Origin of the sequence: Enterococcus sp. AZ191 (genome assembly GCF_051713845.1) — a bacterium.
Lineage (GTDB): Bacteria > Bacillota > Bacilli > Lactobacillales > Enterococcaceae > Enterococcus_B > Enterococcus_B durans.
This window is the reverse complement of record NZ_JBIOQS010000001.1, coordinates 298,945-321,698: the sequence shown is the minus strand read 5'-3', so window position 1 is coordinate 321,698 and position 22,754 is coordinate 298,945. Positions and strand designations below refer to the sequence as shown.

Below are 22,754 nucleotides of genomic sequence, written 5' to 3'. Positions count from 1 at the left end.
GTTCACTTCCCATCTTCATAACTTAAACGTTCTAAAAAGGCTCGAAGAATTCTAGCACGTGTATAGTCTTCTAATTCACTAAAATTAAGTGTACTTTTAGCAATTACACTTAACATTAAATTTCCTTCTTTTTTTGAAATCATTTGATCTTCATATAGCTTTTGGATAATCGCAAACGCATTTTTTTCACTGATCGTTTCATCAAACAGCTGATTGATTTGTTCCAGCATATGTCTTTTATCAGAAATTCTTACTTTTGCAATACGTATATAGCCTCCGCCACCCCGCTTACTTTCAACTAGATATCCACGTTGAATCGTAAATCTCGTATTGATGACATAGTTGATCTGAGAAGGAACGCAATTAAAGAGGTCTGCCATTTCAATCCTACGAATCTCAATCATTTCATTATCTTCCAAAATTTTCTTTATATAAGATTCAATTAAATCCGAGGTATTCTGATGTGCCATCTTACTCATTCCTTTGACTAATATTGACCTTAATTATAACGAATTTAATATCAGAAAGAAAGAAGAATGACTTTTCGTCATCTTTACCTTATTATTTATTAAAATATATAAAAAAAATACGGAATAAACCATTCCGTATTAACGCGCCCAAGAGGAGTCGAACCCCTAACCTTTTGATCCGTAGTCAAACACTCTATCCAGTTGAGCTATGGGCGCATATTCAGTTCATTCAAATTATAAATCAACTTGAAAGGAAAAGCAATTAAAAACAAAAAATCGGGAAGACAGGATTCGAACCTGCGACCCCTTGGTCCCAAACCAAGTGCTCTACCAAGCTGAGCTACTTCCCGAAGATATAAAAAAGACTACGCGCCCAAGAGGAGTCGAACCCCTAACCTTTTGATCCGTAGTCAAACACTCTATCCAGTTGAGCTATGGGCGCATATTTATAATGCCGAGAACCGGAATCGAACCGGTACGGTGATCACTCACCGCAGGATTTTAAGTCCTGTGCGTCTGCCAGTTCCGCCACCCCGGCGTAGTGCTTTGGCAAAGCGGAAAACGGGGTTCGAACCCGCGACCCCCACCTTGGCAAGGTGGTGCTCTACCACTGAGCTATTTCCGCGTGGTTATGATGCCGGCTAAAGGATTTGAACCCTCGACCCTCTGATTACAAATCAGATGCTCTACCAACTGAGCTAAGCCGGCATGTATAAATCATATAATGCGGGTGAAGGGACTTGAACCCCCACGCCGTAAGGCGCTAGATCCTAAATCTAGTGCGTCTGCCAATTCCGCCACACCCGCAAAAAATATGAGCCGTACAGGGCTCGAACCTGTGACCCTCTGATTAAAAGTCAGATGCTCTACCAACTGAGCTAACGGCTCATATGGAGGTTAACGGGATCGAACCGCTGACCCTCTGCTTGTAAGGCAGATGCTCTCCCAGCTGAGCTAAACCTCCATAAGATAATTCAAGCGTGGCGACGTCCTACTCTCACAAGGGGCAACCCCTCACTACAATCGGCGCTAAGAAGCTTAACTTCTGTGTTCGGCATGGTTACAGGTGTATCCTTCTCGCTATCGCCACCACACTGTGGTGTTATCTTTTATTGAGTTTGCATTTTGCTCACTCAAAACTGGATTTGAAGTTTAAGTAATGTCCGAGTTCTTTTCTTTTAACCATTTGGTTAAGTCCTCGATCGATTAGTATCAGTCCGCTCCAACCATCACTGGCCTTCCACTCCTGACCTATCTACCTGATCATCTCTCAGGGATCTTACTTTCTTAAAGAAATGGGAAATCTCATCTTGAGGTGGGCTTCACACTTAGATGCTTTCAGCGTTTATCCCTTCCCTACATAGCTACCCAGCAATGCCCTTGGCAGAACAACTGGTACACCAGCGGTAAGTCCATCCCGGTCCTCTCGTACTAAGGACAGCTCCTCTCAAATTTCCAACGCCCGCGACGGATAGGGACCGAACTGTCTCACGACGTTCTGAACCCAGCTCGCGTGCCGCTTTAATGGGCGAACAGCCCAACCCTTGGGACCGACTACAGCCCCAGGATGCGACGAGCCGACATCGAGGTGCCAAACCTCCCCGTCGATGTGGACTCTTGGGGGAGATAAGCCTGTTATCCCCAGGGTAGCTTTTATCCGTTGAGCGATGGCCCTTCCATGCGGAACCACCGGATCACTAAGCCCGACTTTCGTCCCTGCTCGACTTGTTGGTCTCGCAGTCAAGCTCCCTTCTGCCTTTACACTCTTCGAATGATTTCCAACCATTCTGAGGGAACCTTTGGGCGCCTCCGTTACCTTTTAGGAGGCGACCGCCCCAGTCAAACTGCCCATCTGACACTGTCTCCCACCACGATCAGTGGTGCGGGTTAGAGTGGCCATAACGCAGGGGTAGTATCCCACCAGCGCCTCCATCGAAACTAGCGTTCCGATTTCTACGGCTCCTACCTATCCTGTACATGCGGTACAGACACTCAATATCAAACTACAGTAAAGCTCCATGGGGTCTTTCCGTCCTGTCGCGGGTAACCTGCATCTTCACAGGTACTAAAATTTCACCGAGTCTCTCGTTGAGACAGTGCCCAAATCGTTACGCCTTTCGTGCGGGTCGGAACTTACCCGACAAGGAATTTCGCTACCTTAGGACCGTTATAGTTACGGCCGCCGTTTACTGGGGCTTCAATTCGTACCTTCGCTTACGCTAAGCACTCCTCTTAACCTTCCAGCACCGGGCAGGCGTCAGCCCCTATACTTCATCTTACGATTTTGCAGAGACCTATGTTTTTGATAAACAGTCGCTTGGGCCTATTCACTGCGGCTGATCGAAGATCAGCACCCCTTCTCCCGAAGTTACGGGGTCATTTTGCCGAGTTCCTTAACGAGAGTTCTCTCGCTCACCTTAGGATTCTCTCCTCGACTACCTGTGTCGGTTTGCGGTACGGGTCATTGTTTTCTCACTAGAAGCTTTTCTTGGCAGTGTGACATCAGGAACTTCGGTACTATTATTTCCCTCCCCATCACAGCTTATCCGTGTAGACAGAAGCATTTGACTCCTATCAAGACTTACTGCTTGGACAGACATTTCCGATCGTCTGCATTCCTTAGCCTCCTGCGTCCCTCCATTGCTCAAACAAAAACAACGAGTACAGGAATATCAACCTGTTGTCCATCGCCTACGCCTGTCGGCCTCGGCTTAGGTCCCGACTAACCCTGGGCGGACGAGCCTTCCCCAGGAAACCTTAGTCATTCGGTGGACAGGATTCTCACCTGTCTTTCGCTACTCATACCGGCATTCTCACTTCTAAGCGCTCCAGCAGTCCTCACGATCTGCCTTCAACGCCCTTAGAACGCTCTCCTACCAATACACCTCATGGTGTACTCCACAGCTTCGGTAATATGTTTAGCCCCGGTACATTTTCGGCGCAGGGTCACTCGACTAGTGAGCTATTACGCACTCTTTAAATGATGGCTGCTTCTAAGCCAACATCCTAGTTGTCTGTGCAACCCCACATCCTTTTCCACTTAACATATATTTTGGGACCTTAGCTGGTGGTCTGGGCTGTTTCCCTTTCGACTATGGATCTTATCACTCACAGTCTGACTCCCGGATATGAATGAATGGCATTCGGAGTTTATCTGAATTCGGTAACCCGAGATGGGCCCCTAGTCCAAACAGTGCTCTACCTCCATCATTCTCAAATCCGAGGCTAGCCCTAAAGCTATTTCGGAGAGAACCAGCTATCTCCAAGTTCGTTTGGAATTTCTCCGCTACCCACACCTCATCCCCGCACTTTTCAACGTACGTGGGTTCGGTCCTCCAGTGCGTTTTACCGCACCTTCAACCTGGACATGGGTAGATCACATGGTTTCGGGTCTACGACTACATACTCAAACGCCCTATTCAGACTCGCTTTCGCTGCGGCTCCGTCTCTTCGACTTAACCTCGCATGCAATCGTAACTCGCCGGTTCATTCTACAAAAGGCACGCCATCACCCATTAACGGGCTTTGACTTGTTGTAGGCACACGGTTTCAGGTTCTATTTCACTCCCCTTCCGGGGTGCTTTTCACCTTTCCCTCACGGTACTGGTTCACTATCGGTCACTAGGGAGTATTTAGCCTTGGGAGATGGTCCTCCCGGATTCCGACGGAATTCCTCGTGTTCCGCCGTACTCAGGATCCTCCTAGGTGCCTTCCAAATTTCATCTACGGGGTTTTTACCCTCTTTGACTGACTTTTCCAAGTCATTCGATTATCTGAAAGAACTACCATATCGGAGTCCTACAACCCCAATGAGCAAGCTCATTGGTTTGGGCTTTTCCCGTTTCGCTCGCCGCTACTCAGGGAATCGAATTTTCTTTCTCTTCCTGCAGGTACTTAGATGTTTCAGTTCTCTGCGTCTACCTCGAATGCGCTATGTATTCACGCAAACGTAACATCCTATAAAAGATGTTGGGTTTCCCCATTCGGAAATCTCTGGATCATAGCTTACGTACAGCTCCCCAAAGCATATCGGTGTTAGTCCCGTCCTTCATCGGCTCCTAGTGCCAAGGCATCCACCGTGCGCCCTTATTCACTTAACCTTATCAACCTTGCGGTTGGGTTTTGACCTTTCTTCTAGCGATAGAAGTCCGATCAAGAAAATAAGCAATTGAACTTATTAAAAAACTCTATCCAGCTAAACAAGTGTTTAGCCTTCAAATTCAACGCGGTGTTCTCGGTTTGTATTACTTAATTTACTTCAAATATCCAGTTTTCAATGAACAAAATAATTTAACAACATAAGTTGTTAATGGAGCCTAGCGGGATCGAACCGCTGACCTCCTGCGTGCAAAGCAGGCGCTCTCCCAGCTGAGCTAAGGCCCCGATCTAAATTTTGAGTAGACCTCTCAAAACTGAACAAAGTATAAAACAACCAGTGTAGTCTCCGTAATATTCCTTAGAAAGGAGGTGATCCAGCCGCACCTTCCGATACGGCTACCTTGTTACGACTTCACCCCAATCATCTATCCCACCTTAGGCGGCTGGCTCCAAAAGGTTACCTCACCGACTTCGGGTGTTACAAACTCTCGTGGTGTGACGGGCGGTGTGTACAAGGCCCGGGAACGTATTCACCGCGGCGTGCTGATCCGCGATTACTAGCGATTCCGGCTTCATGTAGGCGAGTTGCAGCCTACAATCCGAACTGAGAGAAGCTTTAAGAGATTAGCTTAGCCTCGCGACTTCGCGACTCGTTGTACTTCCCATTGTAGCACGTGTGTAGCCCAGGTCATAAGGGGCATGATGATTTGACGTCATCCCCACCTTCCTCCGGTTTGTCACCGGCAGTCTTGCTAGAGTGCCCAACTGAATGATGGCAACTAACAATAAGGGTTGCGCTCGTTGCGGGACTTAACCCAACATCTCACGACACGAGCTGACGACAACCATGCACCACCTGTCACTTTGCCCCCGAAGGGGAAGCTCTATCTCTAGAGTGGTCAAAGGATGTCAAGACCTGGTAAGGTTCTTCGCGTTGCTTCGAATTAAACCACATGCTCCACCGCTTGTGCGGGCCCCCGTCAATTCCTTTGAGTTTCAACCTTGCGGTCGTACTCCCCAGGCGGAGTGCTTAATGCGTTAGCTGCAGCACTGAAGGGCGGAAACCCTCCAACACTTAGCACTCATCGTTTACGGCGTGGACTACCAGGGTATCTAATCCTGTTTGCTCCCCACGCTTTCGAGCCTCAGCGTCAGTTACAGACCAGAGAGCCGCCTTCGCCACTGGTGTTCCTCCATATATCTACGCATTTCACCGCTACACATGGAATTCCACTCTCCTCTTCTGCACTCAAGTCTCCCAGTTTCCAATGACCCTCCCCGGTTGAGCCGGGGGCTTTCACATCAGACTTAAGAAACCGCCTGCGCTCGCTTTACGCCCAATAAATCCGGACAACGCTTGCCACCTACGTATTACCGCGGCTGCTGGCACGTAGTTAGCCGTGGCTTTCTGGTTAGATACCGTCAAGGGATGAACAGTTACTCTCATCCTTGTTCTTCTCTAACAACAGAGTTTTACGATCCGAAAACCTTCTTCACTCACGCGGCGTTGCTCGGTCAGACTTTCGTCCATTGCCGAAGATTCCCTACTGCTGCCTCCCGTAGGAGTTTGGGCCGTGTCTCAGTCCCAATGTGGCCGATCACCCTCTCAGGTCGGCTATGCATCGTGGCCTTGGTGAGCCGTTACCTCACCAACTAGCTAATGCACCGCGGGTCCATCCATCAGCGACACCCGAAAGCGCCTTTCAAATCAAAACCATGCGGTTTCGATTGTTATACGGTATTAGCACCTGTTTCCAAGTGTTATCCCCTTCTGATGGGCAGGTTACCCACGTGTTACTCACCCGTTCGCCACGCTTCTTTTTCCGGTGGAGCAAGCTCCGGTGGAAAAAGAAGCGTACGACTTGCATGTATTAGGCACGCCGCCAGCGTTCGTCCTGAGCCAGGATCAAACTCTCATAATAAAAGTTAGAACAATCTTGCGATTGTTAAGCTCAATTTGTTTGCTAGCATATTGCTTGCTTGTTAAAAATGTTTGTTGTCTTGAATCAATCAAGACGCCCTACACATTTGGTTTGTCTTACTTTGTTCAGTTTTCAAAGGTCTACTTGAATTGCCATAGCAACTTTTATATCATATCAGAGTGACAAGTGAATGTCAACTGTTTTTTTAAAAGTTATTTTCGATTTCGTTTTTTAGAAATCTTTCAGCAACTCGTATATCATAATTCATCTTTTGTTATTTGTCAAGGACTTTTTTGAAGTTTTTCTTGATTAAATCAAGCTTTTCAATAAGTTCTTTTTAAACTACCTGGTTATCTTATCATGTGGTCACCCACACGTCAAGAACTTTTTTAAGTTATTGTGAAGTGTTTCGCGCTCTTTCGAACACATAATAATATACCAACATCAAAATAGAAAGTCAATAAGAAAATGCTGTTTTATCAACATTTATAGCATATTCGACCATTCCCCTCTAATTGCTTTTCAATGTTCGTATTTTCGTTTTTTTTAGCCTTTATTTCCATTAAATGTTCAGGTTTTGTTTTCCTTGGTACATAGTTATTTCCTGAACCTTCTAAAATTTTTGTTAACAAAGTGTTGCTTTTATCTATTTACGCTTTTTTTTGCTAATATATATAGTAAATAGCTACATTATAATCTTGGAGGAACGATCGATGAAAATATTAATTGCTGATGACGATAAAGAAATTGTTGAATTACTAAGTATCTATATTCACAACGAAGGCTATGAAGCTGTGAAAGCTTATGACGGAAAAGAAGCCTTATCAAAAATCCGTACCATTCCCGATATCGAACTGCTTATCTTGGATATCATGATGCCTGAAATGGATGGAATGCAAGTAGTAAAAGAATTGCGTAAAGAATCACAGATCCCGATCATCATGCTTACAGCTAAAACTACAGATATGGATAAAATCAAAGGTCTGGTAGCAGGTGCTGATGATTATGTAACTAAACCATTCAATCCTTTGGAAGTGATGGCTCGTGTGAAATCGTTACTTCGTCGGACAAAAATGCAAGTTACCCCTGACCAACCAGATATATTAGAAGTAAATTCTTTGATCATCAATAAAGATTCACATGAAGTAAAAACGATTGATGGTACAGAGATCCAATTAACAGCACTAGAATTTGGAATCCTCTATTTATTAGCAAGTCATCCAAACCGCGTATTCAGCGCAGATGAAATTTTTGAACGTGTGTGGAAACAGGAAAGTATTGTTTCTGCTAAAACAGTCATGGTACACGTAAGTCACTTAAGAGATAAAATTGAAGACGCAACTGGTGGAGAAAAAGTCATTCAAACCGTTTGGGGAGTGGGCTATAAAATTGATGCACGATAAAACAAGAGGTACAGAAAAGCGTCGGCGGATCAACTTGACTTCTAAAGAAATTAGCGAATTATTAGCAGAAGGAATCATCACAGTTATCTTACTTCTTCTATTGAATGTCGCAATATTGGTTGTTCTTAGTTCAGTAATCAGTAGTTCCCCTTCATTGACAAATGCCATTTGGGATTCAAAAAACATTTTTGCTGAACGTTTGAACAGCGATTTATTTTGGAATGGCCGAAACTTTATCTTCCCTCTCTTCTTTCTTTTAGATATTGGTGTCTTATATTGGCGACTGATTCGTAGGTATCGTCAAATGCAGTTGCGACACATCATCAGTGAACTGCATTATATCGCAAATGGTAACTATGACCACCGAATTCCTTTTGAATTGAGCGGTGACCTTAGTCGGGTAGTCACTAGTATCAATGGTTTAGTAGACAGTACAGTCGCAGCCATTGAGGATGAACGCAAAATCGAAAAATCAAAAGATGAATTGATTACCAACGTCAGTCACGATATACGCACACCTCTAACATCGATTATTGGCTATCTTGGTCTGATCGAAGACGGGCAATATCAAACAGAAGAAGATATTTTAAAATATACACACACAGCTTACATCAAAGCTAAACAAATGAAATTACTGGTAGACGACCTCTTTGAGTACACAAAGGTTCGGCAACCAGCCGTTCCTATTAATTTTTCTGCTTTTGATTTGATCCAACTAATCGAGCAATTAGCAGCTGATTTTGAATTAGAGGCTTCCAAAAAACATATTCAAATCGTTGTGACAAGCCAAGTGGATTCTCTGATCATGGATGGAGATACTGAAAAATTAGTCCGCGTCTTCAATAATTTACTGACGAACGCTTTAAAGTACGGAAAAGGTGCAACAAAAATCGTGATTGAGGTTGAAAAGATCGGTTCAGAAGTGGTTGCAACTGTAAAAAACAATGGGGCGATGATTCCTCAACAAGCGATCGATAACCTTTTTGACCGCTTTTACCGTGTTGAAGAATCACGTTCACAAGAAACTGGTGGAACAGGATTAGGCCTTGCGATCGCCCAGAGCATCGTTGCTCTACACGGTGGGTACATCTATGCCAAATCAGATGAACATTGGACCTCTTTTATCATGCACTTGCCACTAAGAAAAAATGAAAAGTTACCCATCGAAAGCTAGGAAACCATTGACGAACGCTAAAATATCCGATATTCTTATTACAATCATGGATAATCGATGAAACACAGAACCCAGTACATTTTATTTTTTTCAAGAGAGCTGATGGCTGCTGAAAATCAGTAAAAAATAATTTGGAAGTTCCAGTTCTATGACGTGTACCTTTCGAAATAAGAAAGGTCGGCAAACAGCCGTTATCTGTTAGCAAGAGCAACACTGATCATGTGTTGAACTCGGGTGGTACCGCGAATGTTAGACTGATTCGTCCCAAGAATACATTGGGATGGATCGGTCTTTTTTATTATACTAAGGAGGAATAGGAATGTTAGATGTAAAAATGATGCGCCAAAATTTTGACTATGTACAAGAAAAACTAATGACTCGTGGCGTGAAAAAAGAAACTTTAGCTGAATTTATGGAACTTGACGAAAATCGTAGAAAATTACTTGTCAAAAGTGAAGAGCTGAAGAAATACCGTAATGATGTTTCTGGTGAAATTGCACAACTAAAAAGAAATAAAGAAGATGCTACCGCTAAAATCAATGAAATGAAAGAAGTTGGGGGAAATATCAAAGCCCTTGACGAAGAAGTCGCACAAGTAGATGAAAAATTAAAAGAAATTGCAACTACTTTGCCAAACTTACCAAATGATTCTGTCCCTATCGGAAAGGATGAAGACGACAATGTCGAAGTGCGTCGTTGGAATGAACCTCGTAACTTCTCTTTTGAACCCAAACCTCATTGGGAAATCGCTGAAAATCTTGGCATCTTAGATTTTGAACGTGGAGCAAAAGTATCAGGTAGCCGTTTTGTTTATTACAAGGGATTGGGCGCTCGTTTAGAACGTGCCGTCTATAACTTTATGCTAGATCAACATATTTATGAACATGGTTATACTGAAATGATCACTCCTTACATGGTGAACAGACGTGCAATGTTTGGTACAGGACAATTCCCTAAATTCAAAGAGGATGTTTTCCAATTAGAGGATACAGATTTGACACTGATCCCAACTGCAGAAGTTCCGTTAACGAACTATTACAATGACGAAATTTTAGACGGTCAAGACCTACCGATCTATTTCACTGCCCTTAGTCCAGCTTTTCGTTCTGAAGCAGGAAGTGCTGGCCGAGATACTCGTGGATTGATTCGCCTACACCAATTCAATAAAGTTGAAATGGTCAAATTCTCTGATGCAGAACATTCATATGAAGAACTTGAAAAAATGACAGCTGATGCAGAAGATATCCTTAAAAAATTGCATTTACCTTATCGTGTTGTTGCTTTATCAACTGGAGATATGGGCTTCTCAGCTGCCAAAACTTATGACTTAGAAGTTTGGATCCCAGCCCAAGATATGTATCGTGAAATCAGCTCATGTTCAAACTGTGAAGATTTCCAAGCACGTCGCGCAATGATCCGTTACCGTGATGAAGATGGAAAAATCCATTACACACACACACTAAACGGTTCTGGTTTAGCTGTTGGCCGAACAGTGGCAGCTATTCTTGAAAATTACCAAAATGAAGACGGTTCTGTCACAGTTCCTGAAGCGCTTGTTCCTTACATGGGGAATTTGAAAATCATCAAATAAAATTAGCCTTTAAGACAACTATTCAAGCTTGCAATGCGTTCGTGTGCTATCAAAAACGAATACACACTACGTGATCTCGAAGCTACAGGCAAAGAAATGTCCCGCAAAAATCAGACCAAAAATCTAACTTTTGCGGGACATTTTAAATTATTTTCGAGTAACTCGCTTTTTATTCAATTTAAGCAGTCGAACTGACTCAAGATAACGGTCTCCTACAAATAGCTTCTCTGAAAACGAAGCCGAGATTTCACAGAAATTCAAGAACAACGTCTGGGAAATCCTTTCTTATGTCTTGTAGCCAATCTGTTCTGTTACGACTTAAGATTCAACTGAATAGTTCGGTGCTTCTTTTGTGATCTGTACGTCATGTGGATGTGATTCTTTCAATCCGCTACCACTCATTTGGATAAATTGTGCTTCGTCACGTAATTGTTTCAAATTACCTGCTCCTACATAACCCATACCAGATTTTAACCCACCGATCATTTGGAAAATGATGTCTGCAACGCTTCCTTTATAAGCTACGCGCCCTTCGATTCCTTCTGGAACTAATTTATTGGCTTCATTGACACTTCCTTGGAAGTAACGATCTTTCGAACCTTTTTCCATTGCGCCTAATGAACCCATACCACGATAAGTCTTGAAACGACGTCCTTGGAAAATTTCAAATTCACCTGGTGACTCATCTGTACCAGCCAACATACTTCCTAACATCACTGCATGTCCGCCAGCAGCCAATGCTTTGACGATATCGCCAGAATATTTGATACCACCATCTGCAATAATTGCTTTTCCATATTGACGAGCCACAGAAGCAGCATCATAAATCGCTGTTAATTGTGGTACACCCACACCAGCTACGACACGTGTCGTACAAATCGAACCAGGTCCGATCCCTACTTTTACAACATCCACACCAGCATCATACAATGCCTTTGTTGCTTCAGCTGTTGCCACATTCCCTGCAATTAGCGTTGCGTCTTTGAAGGTTGAACGGATTTCTTGGATTTTACGAATGACACCAGCACTATGTCCATGTGCTGTATCAATAACGATTGCATCTACACCAGCTTCTAACAATGCGCCGGCACGTTCGAAAGTATCACTTGTGACACCTACAGCAGCAGCAACTAATAAACGTCCATGTTCATCTTTCGCTGCGTTAGGAAATTCAATCACTTTTTCAATATCTTTGATGGTGATCAAACCACTCAAGCGACCTTCATCGTCAACGATCGGTAATTTTTCGATTTTATGTTTTTGCAGAATTTTTTCTGCATCTTTTAGAGAAGTACCTACTGGGGCTGTTACTAAGTTTTCTTTTGTCATCACATCATTGATTGCTATATGATAGTCAGTCACAAAGCGCATATCACGGTTCGTAATAATACCAACCAATTTTCTGTTTTCTAAAGTTTCAACGATTGGCACTCCGCTAATACGGTATTTGCTCATTAGTTCTTCTGCATCTGCTACTAGATGTTGCGGCGTTAAAAAGAAAGGATCGATGATCACACCACTTTCAGAACGTTTTACTTTACGTACTTCATCGGCTTGCTGACTGATCGTCATATTTTTGTGAATAACACCTAATCCGCCTTGTCTTGCCATGGCAATTGCCATTTTACTATCAGTAACAGTATCCATACTTGCACTGATGATCGGAATATTCAACTTAATATTTTTTGTTAATTGTACGCTCATATCCACTTCGTTTGGTAACACGTGACTTTCTGCTGGTATCAATAAGACATCGTCGAAAGTAAACCCTTTTTTCGTGAACTTTGTTTCCCAGTTGGACATTTTTAGTACCACTCCTCTGTTTTAGTTTATCTACTAAAATAATCGATTTTCTTTATTAAGTCAACAGTCTTCCCGTAATCCCTATCTTTTCTAAGAAGATATTTATTGTAATCGTTTACGTATAGATGATTTATTACTTCACTCTTAGCAGTTTTCTCTAAAAAAAAACAGTCAGAATCTTTTATCCTCCCAAAAGAGACTTCAAAAATTCTGACTAATTCCTTATTTTTTTTATCTTCTAGGTACTGATAGACTACCAACAATACCGTATTTCTTCTTCAAGTAGTAACGTAACGCAAGTGCGACCCCGCCGATGATCACGATGACTACTGGATCTAGTAATGGGTTTAGTACTGGTGGAAGTAACGTTGTAGCAGAAAATGCGATTACCCAAATCAGCGTTGTTCCCCCTAAAATAAGCAATGTTTTACCCATACCCGGTTTTTTACTGCGATCTGCTCCAGGATATTCATACTGATAAATGTATTTATACATCAGATAAAATACCCAGCCACCGACTGCAGAACCTAAAATAAGAGTTGAAATTCCATAAGCCGGTGTTGTTCCACGTGAAAACAATCCAGTGATCGCAACCATGATACTCAACAGACCAAGTAGTAATAATGCGTTATCTAGCCACATCAAGACTGGTTTGGCATTTACTTTTACTTCAGCTGGTTTATTGATGATTGCTTCTGTTCGTTCTGCAACAGTACCGAATAGTTGTCTCGCTGTTCTTCCGCCCTTTTGCTCAGAAACTAAAGTCGGAAGGATGTCATGAAGGGCTGTGACTTTTTCCTCTTCGGATAAGTTAGCCGCTTCTAAAGATTTTTTCAAATCAAAAATATATTGTTGGTTTCTTTTCGTCAACTTTTCTTCTAAACTATTGTTTTCTTTTACGATCTCGCGTAATTGTTCTGGTTCCATGATCTAATAGTCCTCCTTAGCCGTTACTCTAACGGTTGTCACAAAAGACATTCTAACATACTATACGTACAGTTTGATAGCCCTTTTATACATTAAAACGGAATAACATAACGTCGCCATCTTGGACTACATAATCTTTACCTTCTAGACGAACGCGACCTGCTTCTTTTGCGGCATGCATGTTGCCATAATGATCTAAATCTTCAAAAGAGACTGTTTCTGCACGAATGAAGCCTCGTTCAAAATCTGAATGGATGATTCCAGCTGCTTGAGGAGCTTTGATTCCTTTTTTGAATGTCCAAGCTCGGACTTCTTGTTCTCCAGCAGTAAAGTAAGTAGCCAATCCCAATAAATCATAGGCTGCACGGATCAATTGATCTAATCCAGATTCTTCGATCCCTAATGCTTCTAAGAATTCAGCTTTATCTTCATCATCTAACTCGGCGATTTCTTCCTCTGCACGCGCGCTAACAACGATTACTTCTGCTTTTTCTTCTGCCGCGAAGTTACGTACTTCTTGAACATAGTGATTGGATTCTGCTTCTGCTACTTCGTCTTCTGCCACATTTGCTACATATAAGATTGGTTTTGTTGTTAATAAGAACAATGATTTAACGATTTTTTGTTCTTCTTCTGTAAATTCGATCGAACGTGCAGAACGACCGTCTTCTAAAACTGGCTTGATTTTATCTAGCACAGCTAATTCTGCTACAGCATCTTTATCCTTTGTTTTAGCAACTTTTGCCACTCGTGTATAGCGTTTGTTGATTGAGTCAAGGTCAGCCAATACAAGCTCCAAATTGATCGTATCAATATCAGCTAAAGGATCAACTCGTCCTTCCACGTGAGTGATGTTGTCATCATCAAAACAACGGACGACATGACAGATTGCATCTACTTGGCGGATATGACTCAAAAATTGGTTACCTAAGCCCTCACCTTTACTTGCACCTTTTACGATACCAGCGATATCCGTAAATTCAAAAGTAGTTGGCACAGTTTTCTTTGGATGAACTAATTCCGTCAACCGTTGTAAACGCCAGTCTGGTACTTCTACCATCCCTACATTTGGGTCAATCGTTGCAAAAGGATAGTTTGCTGCTTCTGCTCCAGCTTTAGTAATTGCATTAAATAAAGTCGATTTTCCGACATTGGGTAAACCTACGATTCCAGCAGTTAATGCCATAAATTTATTCACTCTTTCTCTGCATTTTTTTCAAGTATTTTTTTTAGTTTTTTTTCAAATTCTCGACGAGTCATCATAACGATATGTCCACAATTCACACATTTGATTTTGATGTCAGCACCCATTCGAATGATCTCCCAACGGTTCGTCTGACACGCATGAGGTTTTTTCATTTCAACGATATCATGTAAGTCGTACATAAAAGTCCCCTCCTTTTTGAAAAAAATATCTGAACGCTTGCTTTATTAACCGAAGCGCAATGATGGATTCTCTATTATTGAAAGTAATAGGACAAAACCTAAGATTTTTGTTTCTCAGTTTTATTCGTCAAATTGAATATTAAGAATATCCAGGATTCTTGTCAAATCATTTTGTGACAGATATTCAATTTCGATTTTTCCTTTTCCATCTTTTTCTTGGATAGCGACACTTGTGCCGAACTTATCCATTAAACGATCTTCGCTTTCACGGATATAGTAAGGTTTTTCTTTTGCTAAACGTGGAATTTTTTTCTTTTCTTTTCCATCATTTTCATTTAATTGTGACACAATTTGTTCTAATTGACGAACAGTCAGATTCTCCGTTACTGCTCGATTTGCTAATTTTAGTATCAAGCTTTTATTTTTCAAGCCTAAGAGTGTACGTGCTTGTCCCATCGAAAGGCGTTGATCTTGGACCATTTCTTTGACAAGATCGGGTAACGTCAACAAGCGCAAGTAATTCGCAATATAAGGCCGACTCTTGCCTAAGCGGTTTGCCACTTCAGCTTGTGTCAATTTGAGATTTTTCATCAGCATATCATATGCTTCCGCCTCTTCTAGCGGATTTAAATCTTCCCGTTGCAGATTTTCTAGAACGGCAACTTGCATCATTGATTCTTCATCAAATTCTCTAACGATCGCTGGGATAGTTTCTTTTTTAGCTAGTTTAGACGCTCGAAAACGGCGTTCTCCAGCGATGATCTCATAGCCTTTTACTGCTGATCGGCGCACAATTATGGGTTGAAAAACACCTGATTGTTCAATTGAATTCGCTAATTCTTGCAAAGAAACTTCTTCAAAAGTCTTCCGTGGTTGATACGGATTGGGACGTAATTCATTCAATGGCAACTGGATTACGGTCTCATCTGTTACATCTACAGTTTCTAAATTTTCTAAGTCTTGGAACAATGCATCGATTCCTCGACCTAATCCTTTATTTTTCTTCACGATTAACCACTTCCTTTGCCAATGCTTGGTAGACTTCAGCTCCTCTAGAACGTGGATCATAATCGATAATAGGCATTCCATGACTTGGCGCTTCTGAAAGTCGGATATTTCTTGGAATAATTGTTTCATATACTTTTTCACGGAAATATTTGCGGACTTCAGCCACTACTTCGTTGCCTAGGTTTGTGCGCGCATCGTACATCGTAAGCAACACTCCTTCAATCTCTAACTCAGGATTGAAATGCTTTTGAACAAGACGAACAGTATTCAATAGTTGGCTTAATCCCTCTAATGCGTAATACTCACATTGAACAGGGATCAAAATTGAATCACTAGCTGTAAATGAATTGATTGTCAGATGTCCTAATGAAGGTGGGCAATCGATCAAAATATAATCATATAAGTCGGTGACTTCAGCTAATGAACCTTTTAGGCGCGATTCTCTGGCCATCATTGAGGTTAACTCGATCTCAGCTCCTGCTAATTGGAGAGTTGCTGGCACAATGCTTAGATTTTCGTGTTCAGTAACAAGTGTTGCGTCAGCGATAGGTAACTCATTGACTAAAACATCATAGATATCTTGTGTCACATCAGGTTTGCGGATACCTACGCCACTTGTTGCATTTCCTTGCGCGTCCATATCTACTAATAGAACTTTTTTCCCAAGGCTAGCTAGGCATGCGCCTAAATTTACCGTTGTCGTTGTTTTACCGACTCCACCTTTTTGATTTGCAACAGATATTATTTGTGCCATCTCTTCTCCTCCTACTTAATTGGTTGCTTGTTAGGCAATCCAGGTTTTCTTGGATATTTTTTCGGTGTGACCTTCTTTTTCTGAATCATGAGAATGTGCCGTTTATCCGTTACGTTAGGTAATTCAACGGTGTATTCTTTGACGAATTTACCACCTAAAAGGGCAATTGCCGATTTTGCTTCCAGTAACTCTTCTTCACTTTTAGCTGCTTTGAGCGCATAAAAATAGCCTTCTTGTTTTACTAAAGGTAAACACAATTCAGCTAGGACGTTCAATCGAGCTACTGCACGCGCCGTTACGTAATCGAAAGACGCACGAAATTGCGGATTTTGTCCAAATGTTTCAGCTCGATCATGGTAAAGATTTGCGGTAATACCTAACTCTTTCGTTAATTCCGTTAAAAAAGTAATCCGTTTATTCAAAGAGTCAACAATCGTGATCTGCAATTCTGGAAAAACGATTTTTAATGGAATACTTGGAAAGCCTGCGCCAGAGCCAACATCACAAAGTGTACCATCTTTTGAAAAGTCCCCATCAAACGCTAAAGTCAATGAATCATAAAAATGTTTCAAATAAACATCTTTCTTTTCTGTGATTGCTGTCAAATTCATTTTTTCGTTCCACTCTACTAATAATTGATAGTAACGTTCAAATTGAGTCATTTGTTGATCCGTTAACTGGATACCTTTTTCTGCCAAAATCTGATGAAATTCTTCTGGTGTCATAGTTTGTCCTTTCATTGTGAAACAGTTTCATTGTTTCACGAAATCTCTTCTTACTTTAACGCAAAATGTCAGGAGTTGCAATCTTTCCAATAGAAATTTAAACAGAAAAAAGAGAGGAAAAATAATTTTAACTATTCCAAATGTAAGTTAAAAAATGAAGAATCAAAAAAGAAAGTATATGACAAAAAGCTTTGTCATATTTCCTCTCCGGATCACCTTATTCATTGATGGTGTACTGAATCAAACATTCTTTTCTATATTGTGTTAAAAACGTGTCAAAAAAGAGTAAGATGATGGCATACATTACAAGGGACTTTATTCATTTTTTTAAAATCAGCAACTAACAATCATAAAAAAAGGCGTATCATCAAGCCTTGTCCTCTGTCACTTTCGCAATCTTCCCTTGTTCGATGTAGACTCAAATCGATCTATCAATAAGTATCAAACTGAGTCATGTAGAGACAAAAATTTCAAAAACGACCTGTTAAATGGTCATTGAATAACATTTGAAATCAATAAAACGGAGTCAGACACGGAGTCAAAACAAGCCCGCTGAAAATTTAAAAACATACAGTCCCACTACGTGGCTGTATGTTTTTATTTCAGATTACCTGAAATGATTCCATGTACCTTTTTTCCCATTTTTTTCTACTAGTTAGTAGCAAATACTCTCCTATTTTCTCAATAAACTATTTTTGACTACATGGTATCTGAAACCTTGCCATTATAGTAAAAAATGTCTCTATTCCCATTTCAGATACACTTTATATAAGCGGATTCCAAAAAAACAGAAAAAGGAACTCCTAGTTAGTTTATGCTTTCTAAAAGTTCCTCTTGAGATACGGTCATATAACAACGGGGTGGGGTAAATAAATGAAAAATGTGGAGGAAACATTATTCAATAGCTATCTTAAATACTTCGTTATAAAATGTGAACAAATAAAAGATATCTATCCCTATTTTCTACACTTCCACTTTACTACCATCTTTGAATCGTACAATTTTCTTAACTCTTCTCGTTTACCTCAATTCATTCTCAAGTGGAATCAACTCATCATCTTACATGACGTATATCCCTAACACAAAAATAGCCATATCCTTTAGTTTGGATACGGCTATTTGATATTGCTCATTTAATTGTCGGACCACAGCAGGCGTGAATTTCCTTGTACTCAACTCCTAGCGATGTCATACTTGTAAAATCACCATAAGTAGAAAGACTGAAAATAGTGAAAATACATAGAATTACTAATACATTTTTTCATAACTACCACCTCTATATAACTACACAAAAATTCACGAAGAATTAACCAACTTTACTTTTTCTCACTAAATCAATATTCCATAGCCGCAGGTATTCCTAATTACTAAAATCATTTTTTTTACATGTAACCTAACCTCAAATTTGGTCACTTTTTTTGATATTTTATACACTGGTGATCAGTTGAAATATCTCTGTCCTTACCAGTAATATAGATGAAATCTATCTCTTCACTAGACTTTATATTCTCGATCTTAAACTTAATAGAGTATCACCATTTAAAGTTATTTCGTACATTTTTTATACTCTATTTTAAACTGACTTTCTTCTGCTAACTTATCTGTCGGCTAACAGTACCCAGTAAATCTTTGTCTTGTTTATCAAAAAATACTTCGACAGAAAACTGCCATCGGCTAAACTAATTATCATCAATCCTACAAAATAAAAAATAAGCTGCTTTCCAAATTTTCCTTAACCATCATCATAGTTGATATTTCCACTTATACGATGGAAACTATAAAAACTCCCTAGTGAATTTGCACCTTTGGGAGTTTCTATTCAGACGGTATACATAATAAATTTAAATTAGTTTAACATTAACACCTCGGTATATGGTATTTCTACATATACACGATCTTTCTTGGGATAGTATTCAATATTTATATTTATTGCACTCCCATTGTCTAACGTAGCTTTAGCCCGGTATGTGTTATCTCCATTTTCATGAGTGATTGTCACATCATCACATACTAAAAGGACTCATTTTTTAACATAAGTCCTTTCGTACCACTACATTACGCTTCAACTTTCGCAATCTTCCCTTGTTCGATGTAGACCATCAAAATACTTAAATCAGCTGGATTGACTCCACTGATTCGACTTGCTTGTGCAATCGTTTCAGGTTGGATCTTTTGCAGTTTTTGTTTTGCCTCAGTGGCTAAGCCATTGATGGCTGCATAATCAATATTTTCTGGTATCTTTTTAGCTTCCATCCGTTTCAGTTTTTCTACTTTTTCAAGTGCCTTTTTGATGTATCCTTCATATTTAATCTGGATTTCTGCTTGTTCGATTTCTTTGCATGTCAATGCTTCATTAGCAGGAATAAACTGTAATAGATCCTGGTAGCTGATTTCTGGTCGTCTTAAGAAATCACTTGCTAAAACACCATCTTTTAATGGGGCCGCATTGATTGTTGCTAAGAAAGCTTGAACTTCTTCTGTTGGTTTGATACGAACGCTCATCAAACGCTTGATTTCTTCTTCAACAGCAGCTTTCTTTTTCAAATATGCATTGTATTGGGCTTCTTTGACTAAACCTACTTGGTAGCCCATTTCAGTGAGACGTAGATCCGCGTTATCATGACGTAAAAGCAAACGGTATTCTGCACGAGAAGTCAATAAACGATAAGGTTCATTTGTTCCTTTTGTGACTAAATCATCGATCATCACACCGATATAACCATCACTTCGTTTGATTACCAATGGTTCTTTTCCTTGCACTTTCAATGCGGCATTGATCCCAGCGATCAAGCCTTGTCCAGCTGCTTCTTCGTAGCCACTTGTTCCATTTGTTTGTCCGGCCGTGTAAAGATTTTCAACGACTTTTGTTTCTAGTGTTGGACGTAATTGGTGTGGTTCAACGACATCATATTCGATCGCATAACCGGTGCGCATCATCTCTACTTTTTCCAAACCAGCAATCGAATGTAACACATCTACTTGGACATCTTCTGGCAAAGAAGTTGATAATCCTTGTACATAGACTTCTTCCGTATGCAATCCTTCTGGTTCCAAGAATAATTGATGACGTGGCTTGTCAGCAAAACGAACGATCTTATCTTCGATTGATGGACAATAGCGTGCGCCCACACCTTCTACGATCCCAGTAAACATCGGCGCACGATGTAAGTTGTCTCGGATGATCTGGTGGGTCGTTTCTCCAGTATAAGTTAGCCAGCAAGACTCTTGATCTAAATTATATGCACTGTCAGGTGTACTGAAACTAAAATGATTGGGTTCCTTGTCACCTGATTGCTCTTCTGTGACTGAATAATCGATCGTGCTTGATTTGACACGTGGCGGTGTTCCTGTTTTGAACCGTTCAATGGCAAAGCCAAGCTCTTTCAAATTATTCGCTAATCCAACAGAAGGTTGAGAGTTATTAGGACCAGAAGAATATTTCAATTCTCCAATGATGATTTCGCCACGTAGAGCTGTTCCAGCAGTGATAACGACAGCTTGCGCACGATAACTCGCCCCAGTAGATGTAATGACACCACGACAAATACCGTCTTCAACGATCAATTCTTCGACAATACCTTGACGTAAGGTCAAATTTGGTTCTTTTTCGATCGTATGTTTCATTTCTGCGGAATAGGCATGTTTGTCAGCTTGCGCACGCAATGCTCTGACAGCTGGTCCCTTCCCAGTATTCAACATACGCATTTGAATATAGGTTTTATCGATATTTTTACCCATTTCTCCGCCTAATGCATCGATTTCGCGGACGACTACTCCTTTGGCAGGTCCACCAACGGATGGATTACATGGCATAAAAGCAACCATATCCAAATTGATCGTTAATAGTAATGTTTTTGAGCCCATTCTTGCTGCGGCTAATGCGGCTTCAGATCCCGCATGTCCAGCACCGACGACGATCACGTCATAAGCATCTGCTTGATAATGATTCAAAAGATTTTCCTCCTTATTTTCCTAAACAAAATTGACTAAATAATTGAGTAATCAGTTCATCTTGTACACTGTCTCCGACTACTTCACCTAAGTAATCCCAACAGCGAGTCATGTCGATTTGTACTAAGTCTACAGGCATACCAGCAGCGATGCCCTCGATGACTTCCTCTAATGAAATAGCTGCTTTTTCAAGCAAAGCAATGTGACGCGTATTTGACACATATGTCGCATCACGTTCTCCCGTTTGACCACCAAAGAATAAATCAGAAATTGCTGTTTCTAAACGATCCAAACCATCATTTTTAGTCACAGAAACGGCAAAAACTGGTTCATTTTCTACCCATTGTTCAAGTTTTTCTGTTTCTAATTTTGGTGGTAGATCCGTTTTATTTAAAAGAATAATCCGCTTCAAGCCCTTAGTGACCTCTAGCAGCTGTTCATCTTCTCTCGTTAACGGTTCGCTTTGATTCAAGACTAATAAAATCAAATCTGATTCAGCAAGCGCTTTGCGGCTTCGTTCTACACCAATTCGTTCCACAACATCTTCTGTTTCACGAATGCCAGCTGTATCGATCAGTTTCAATGGTACCCCGCGAACATTGACATACTCTTCAATGACATCTCTAGTCGTTCCTGCAATATCAGTGACGATTGCCTTTTCTTCACGTAATAAGTGATTCAAGAGACTAGATTTTCCTACATTTGGTCTACCAATGATCGCCGTACTTAACCCTTCACGGAGAACTTTACCTTGTTTAGAGGTCGCTAACAATGCTTGGATTCTTTCTTGGATCATCGTGGCTTTTTCCAATAATAGTTTCGTAGTTAGTTCTTCTACATCATCATATTCAGGATAATCAATATTGACTTCGACTTGTGCTAATGTCTCTAAAATTTCTTGTCGTAACGAACGAATCAACGCAGATAGATTTCCATCCAGCTGGTTCAAAGCTAAGCCCATTGCTTTATCGGTTTTCGCACGAATCAGATCCATCACGGCTTCGGCTTGCGATAGATCGACACGCCCATTCAAAAATGCCCGCTTTGTAAATTCACCAGGTTCTGCAAGTCTTGCGCCTTCACGCAACAACAATTGTAAAATTTGGTTTACTACAACGATTCCGCCGTGGCAATTGATTTCTACCACATCTTCACGAGTAAATGTTTTGGGTGCTAACATGACAGAAACCATGACTTCATCAACTAACTGTTCATTTTTAGGATCAACGATATGCCCATAATGAATAGTATGACTTGGGACTTCAAGTAAACTTTTCTTTCCACAACGATATACTTTATCTGCTAACGCTACTGCTTGATCTCCGCTGAGGCGGACAATACTGATGGCGCCTTCTCCAGGTGGAGTCGAAATTGCAGCAATCGTATCAAATTCTAAAGTAATTTCAGCCATTTTCTCACTTCCTCTTTCATTTTACGCACAAAAAAAGCGCCCACTTCACCCTTTGTAATAAATGGTGAACTTAGCACTTTGACTGCTTGTTCTCGATTAAATTCTGGTCATAGGTTATCACATCTAATAGA

General features: G+C 40.9%; 13 protein-coding genes, 10 tRNA genes, 3 rRNA genes and 1 other annotated feature. Of the genes, 3 read left to right on the top strand and 23 right to left on the bottom strand.

Going from position 1 to position 22,754, the window contains the following annotated elements:
- Positions 1 to 2 precede the first annotated feature (2 nt).
- The 14 genes from IGI47_RS01635 to IGI47_RS01570 all read right to left on the bottom strand — a co-directional run bounded on the left by IGI47_RS01635 (position 3) and on the right by IGI47_RS01570 (position 6,490).
- Positions 3 to 470, bottom strand: a complete 468-nt coding sequence (locus IGI47_RS01635; protein WP_311930623.1) for a CtsR family transcriptional regulator — start codon at positions 468 to 470, stop codon at positions 3 to 5.
- A 142-nt stretch (positions 471 to 612) separates the two neighbouring features.
- A tRNA-Arg gene (locus tag IGI47_RS01630) sits at positions 613 to 686 on the bottom strand.
- A 60-nt stretch (positions 687 to 746) separates the two neighbouring features.
- A tRNA-Pro gene (locus IGI47_RS01625) sits at positions 747 to 820 on the bottom strand.
- Between the two features lie 18 nt (positions 821 to 838).
- Positions 839 to 912, bottom strand: a tRNA-Arg gene (locus IGI47_RS01620).
- 10 nt (positions 913 to 922) lie between these two features.
- Positions 923 to 1,008, bottom strand: a tRNA-Leu gene (locus IGI47_RS01615).
- A 15-nt stretch (positions 1,009 to 1,023) separates the two neighbouring features.
- Positions 1,024 to 1,095: transfer RNA gene (locus tag IGI47_RS01610), tRNA-Gly, on the bottom strand.
- Positions 1,096 to 1,105: 10 nt separating this feature from the next.
- Positions 1,106 to 1,178 (bottom strand) — tRNA-Thr (locus IGI47_RS01605).
- 17 nt (positions 1,179 to 1,195) lie between these two features.
- Positions 1,196 to 1,277 (bottom strand) — tRNA-Leu (locus tag IGI47_RS01600).
- 8 nt (positions 1,278 to 1,285) lie between these two features.
- A tRNA-Lys gene (locus IGI47_RS01595) sits at positions 1,286 to 1,358 on the bottom strand.
- A 3-nt stretch (positions 1,359 to 1,361) separates the two neighbouring features.
- Positions 1,362 to 1,434: transfer RNA gene (locus IGI47_RS01590), tRNA-Val, on the bottom strand.
- A gap of 14 nt (positions 1,435 to 1,448) precedes the next feature.
- Positions 1,449 to 1,564: ribosomal RNA gene (rrf, locus tag IGI47_RS01585) — 5S ribosomal RNA — on the bottom strand.
- Between the two features lie 92 nt (positions 1,565 to 1,656).
- Positions 1,657 to 4,570 (bottom strand): 23S ribosomal RNA (locus tag IGI47_RS01580).
- A 210-nt stretch (positions 4,571 to 4,780) separates the two neighbouring features.
- Positions 4,781 to 4,853 (bottom strand) — tRNA-Ala (locus IGI47_RS01575).
- A 77-nt stretch (positions 4,854 to 4,930) separates the two neighbouring features.
- Positions 4,931 to 6,490 (bottom strand): 16S ribosomal RNA (locus tag IGI47_RS01570).
- The 16S, 23S and 5S rRNA genes sit together here with 10 tRNA genes alongside, the layout of an rRNA operon.
- A gap of 713 nt (positions 6,491 to 7,203) precedes the next feature.
- Here IGI47_RS01570 and IGI47_RS01565 point away from each other — a divergent pair.
- From IGI47_RS01565 to serS, 3 genes are all read left to right on the top strand, one after another.
- Positions 7,204 to 7,893 carry a response regulator transcription factor gene (locus IGI47_RS01565; RefSeq protein WP_311931272.1) on the top strand — a complete coding sequence of 230 codons (690 nt, stop codon included), beginning with the start codon at positions 7,204 to 7,206 and terminating at the stop codon, positions 7,891 to 7,893.
- A complete protein-coding gene (locus IGI47_RS01560; RefSeq protein ID WP_311931274.1) occupies positions 7,883 to 9,067 on the top strand; it encodes a sensor histidine kinase in 1,185 nt (394 codons plus the stop codon). Before IGI47_RS01565 ends, IGI47_RS01560 begins: the two co-directional genes overlap by 11 nt.
- Positions 9,068 to 9,124: 57 nt before the next feature.
- Positions 9,125 to 9,337: a binding site (T-box leader), on the top strand.
- A 49-nt stretch (positions 9,338 to 9,386) separates the two neighbouring features.
- A complete protein-coding gene (serS, locus tag IGI47_RS01555) occupies positions 9,387 to 10,658 on the top strand; it encodes a serine--tRNA ligase (protein WP_311931275.1) in 1,272 nt (423 codons plus the stop codon).
- Between the two features lie 318 nt (positions 10,659 to 10,976).
- Here serS and guaB read toward each other — a convergent pair whose 3' ends face one another.
- From guaB to mnmE, 9 genes are all read right to left on the bottom strand, one after another.
- Complete coding sequence (guaB, locus tag IGI47_RS01550; RefSeq protein WP_005875762.1) at positions 10,977 to 12,461, bottom strand: IMP dehydrogenase; 1,485 nt, start codon at positions 12,459 to 12,461, stop codon at positions 10,977 to 10,979.
- Between the two features lie 231 nt (positions 12,462 to 12,692).
- Entirely contained in the window at positions 12,693 to 13,388 is a 696-nt protein-coding gene (locus IGI47_RS01545; RefSeq protein WP_438783138.1) for a DUF1129 domain-containing protein, read from the bottom strand.
- A gap of 85 nt (positions 13,389 to 13,473) precedes the next feature.
- Positions 13,474 to 14,574, bottom strand: coding sequence for a redox-regulated ATPase YchF (gene ychF / locus IGI47_RS01540; RefSeq protein WP_005875768.1), 1,101 nt, complete (start codon positions 14,572 to 14,574; stop codon positions 13,474 to 13,476).
- 8 nt (positions 14,575 to 14,582) lie between these two features.
- The gene (locus IGI47_RS01535; RefSeq protein ID WP_104660237.1) at positions 14,583 to 14,774 is read right to left on the bottom strand and encodes a DUF951 domain-containing protein; all 192 of its coding nucleotides are present in this window, start codon (positions 14,772 to 14,774) and stop codon (positions 14,583 to 14,585) included.
- 120 nt (positions 14,775 to 14,894) lie between these two features.
- Positions 14,895 to 15,782, bottom strand: coding sequence for a ParB/RepB/Spo0J family partition protein (locus IGI47_RS01530; RefSeq protein ID WP_311931277.1), 888 nt, complete (start codon positions 15,780 to 15,782; stop codon positions 14,895 to 14,897).
- On the bottom strand, positions 15,769 to 16,536 hold the full coding sequence (locus IGI47_RS01525) for a ParA family protein (protein ID WP_005875771.1): 768 nt from the start codon (positions 16,534 to 16,536) through the stop codon (positions 15,769 to 15,771). The genes IGI47_RS01530 and IGI47_RS01525 overlap by 14 nt, the downstream gene beginning before the upstream one ends.
- A gap of 11 nt (positions 16,537 to 16,547) precedes the next feature.
- Positions 16,548 to 17,261 carry a 16S rRNA (guanine(527)-N(7))-methyltransferase RsmG gene (gene rsmG / locus IGI47_RS01520; protein WP_311931329.1) on the bottom strand — a complete coding sequence of 238 codons (714 nt, stop codon included), beginning with the start codon at positions 17,259 to 17,261 and terminating at the stop codon, positions 16,548 to 16,550.
- 2,055 nt (positions 17,262 to 19,316) lie between these two features.
- Positions 19,317 to 21,212, bottom strand: coding sequence for a tRNA uridine-5-carboxymethylaminomethyl(34) synthesis enzyme MnmG (gene mnmG, locus IGI47_RS01515; protein WP_438783135.1), 1,896 nt, complete (start codon positions 21,210 to 21,212; stop codon positions 19,317 to 19,319).
- Between the two features lie 13 nt (positions 21,213 to 21,225).
- Positions 21,226 to 22,623, bottom strand: coding sequence for a tRNA uridine-5-carboxymethylaminomethyl(34) synthesis GTPase MnmE (mnmE, locus tag IGI47_RS01510; protein ID WP_311931282.1), 1,398 nt, complete (start codon positions 22,621 to 22,623; stop codon positions 21,226 to 21,228).
- Positions 22,624 to 22,754 lie beyond the last annotated feature (131 nt).

Excerpts from the sequence above, each read along its gene's own strand:
- rsmG (WP_311931329.1), bottom strand. The coding sequence starts at position 17,261 with ATGACACCAGAAGAATTTCATCAGATTTTGGCAGAAAAAGGTATCCAG.
- serS (WP_311931275.1), top strand. The coding sequence starts at position 9,387 with ATGTTAGATGTAAAAATGATGCGCCAAAATTTTGACTATGTACAAGAA.
- mnmE (WP_311931282.1), bottom strand. The coding sequence starts at position 22,623 with ATGGCTGAAATTACTTTAGAATTTGATACGATTGCTGCAATTTCGACT.
- ychF (WP_005875768.1), bottom strand. The coding sequence starts at position 14,574 with ATGGCATTAACTGCTGGAATCGTAGGTTTACCCAATGTCGGAAAATCG.
- IGI47_RS01635 (WP_311930623.1), bottom strand. The coding sequence starts at position 470 with ATGGCACATCAGAATACCTCGGATTTAATTGAATCTTATATAAAGAAA.
- IGI47_RS01525 (WP_005875771.1), bottom strand. The coding sequence starts at position 16,536 with ATGGCACAAATAATATCTGTTGCAAATCAAAAAGGTGGAGTCGGTAAA.
- guaB (WP_005875762.1), bottom strand. The coding sequence starts at position 12,461 with ATGTCCAACTGGGAAACAAAGTTCACGAAAAAAGGGTTTACTTTCGAC.
- IGI47_RS01545 (WP_438783138.1), bottom strand. The coding sequence starts at position 13,388 with ATGGAACCAGAACAATTACGCGAGATCGTAAAAGAAAACAATAGTTTA.
- IGI47_RS01560 (WP_311931274.1), top strand. The coding sequence starts at position 7,883 with ATGCACGATAAAACAAGAGGTACAGAAAAGCGTCGGCGGATCAACTTG.
- IGI47_RS01565 (WP_311931272.1), top strand. The coding sequence starts at position 7,204 with ATGAAAATATTAATTGCTGATGACGATAAAGAAATTGTTGAATTACTA.
- IGI47_RS01535 (WP_104660237.1), bottom strand. The coding sequence starts at position 14,774 with ATGTACGACTTACATGATATCGTTGAAATGAAAAAACCTCATGCGTGT.